At 62.8% G+C, this 1,064-nt stretch carries 3 protein-coding genes; 2 read left to right on the top strand and 1 reads right to left on the bottom strand.

Annotated elements, in window-relative coordinates; genetic code table 11:
- Window positions 1-55: 55 nt before the first annotated feature.
- Both P0D70_RS36585 and P0D70_RS36590 read left to right on the top strand, forming a co-directional pair.
- Window positions 56-265: a hypothetical protein gene (locus P0D70_RS36585; RefSeq protein ID WP_091806176.1), complete on the top strand. Its 210-nt coding sequence runs from the start codon at window positions 56-58 to the stop codon at window positions 263-265.
- Between the two features lie 316 nt (window positions 266-581).
- The gene (locus P0D70_RS36590; RefSeq protein ID WP_091806173.1) at window positions 582-788 is read left to right on the top strand and encodes a hypothetical protein; all 207 of its coding nucleotides are present in this window, start codon (window positions 582-584) and stop codon (window positions 786-788) included.
- A gap of 91 nt (window positions 789-879) precedes the next feature.
- Here the strand turns inward: P0D70_RS36590 and P0D70_RS36595 are convergent.
- On the bottom strand, window positions 880-1,064 hold a 185-nt coding region (locus tag P0D70_RS36595; protein ID WP_408188112.1), incomplete at its 5' end, for a hypothetical protein.

A 1,064-nucleotide genomic window follows, 5' to 3' on the forward strand; every position in this document is an offset into this window, starting at 1 on the left:
GCGGCAGCCGGCAATTCACACCGGCCAGCCGCTCGACTTCTTTCCTGGAGCCACCATGGCGAGACTCATCATCAAGGACCTCACCGATAGCGTCGAACTCGATCGTCAGGCAATGGCCGCCATTGTTGGCGGCGCTCGTATTGGCGCGCGGCTGAATGTGGCCGCGCCGCTGGTGCCGGCTTCCGCACGCGTCGTCGAGTATCCGCCCGGATTCCCCGCGGCGCACCAGACGATCGCACGCGCGGCCATGCAGCGCAAACCTTAAACCGCGCGAACTCTCAGCGCGATATTCACGGAAGCGGCACGCGTCACACACGCGTGCCGTTTTCTTGTGCTGGAGATGGAGCGCTGCTGCCCGACAGCCCGCACGCGGTTGGTCGGGCCTTGCCGAACACTTCCTTGCCATTTCACCGTCCCCGGACGTCATGTCGAATAGGCGCATGACATCTCGCCCTTGCAGGCATTGCGTTGACGCCTCGCATACGGTTTCCTCGCTCAACGCGTGCAATTTGGCATAACCCTTGCAGATGATGGACCGAGCACCGCACTGTGCTCTCCCATCCAACTTCAGGAGCAATGCCATGAAATCCGCCCTCATCATTAAAGACCTGCCGCGTTCCGCGGATCTCGCCCATGACGAATTGACGCTGACCGCCGAACAGATGAAAGCTGTTCGCGGCGGTCGTTCCGTTGTCGTCACTGTCGACGGCGGCTCGCAAGCTCACGTCGACGACTTTGGAATCAACACCGCCATCTTCGAAGGACGCATTAGCGGCACCTACCTGTAGGACGCGCGAGATGTCCGCAATTGGAAACAGGCCCCCTGCGCGACCACGTTGCGCAGGGGGCCTGTCCGTTTGATCGGGTCAATGCCCCCGCCTACCGGCCGATCGCGTTCAGGCGATCAGCGCTGACGACAGCGCGACAGCCAAGCCCCCTTGCCGCGAATTTCGCGCGCTCCGCCTCCAACTCCCGCTCGACAGTTTCCAGCGACTTCGCATTCCCGAAGTCGGCACACGCGCGCGCCGATGCAGCGGGGTTCTCCGCGCCTGGTGTCGTAAGAG

It is taken from the genome of Paraburkholderia sp. RL17-381-BIF-C, from assembly GCF_046026435.1.
In the GTDB taxonomy this organism is placed as follows: domain Bacteria; phylum Pseudomonadota; class Gammaproteobacteria; order Burkholderiales; family Burkholderiaceae; genus Paraburkholderia.

What these genes read in the sequence shown, in the direction of transcription:
- P0D70_RS36585 (WP_091806176.1), top strand. Translation starts at nt 56, where the DNA reads ATGGCGAGACTCATCATCAAGGACCTCACCGATAGCGTCGAACTCGAT.
- P0D70_RS36590 (WP_091806173.1), top strand. Translation starts at nt 582, where the DNA reads ATGAAATCCGCCCTCATCATTAAAGACCTGCCGCGTTCCGCGGATCTC.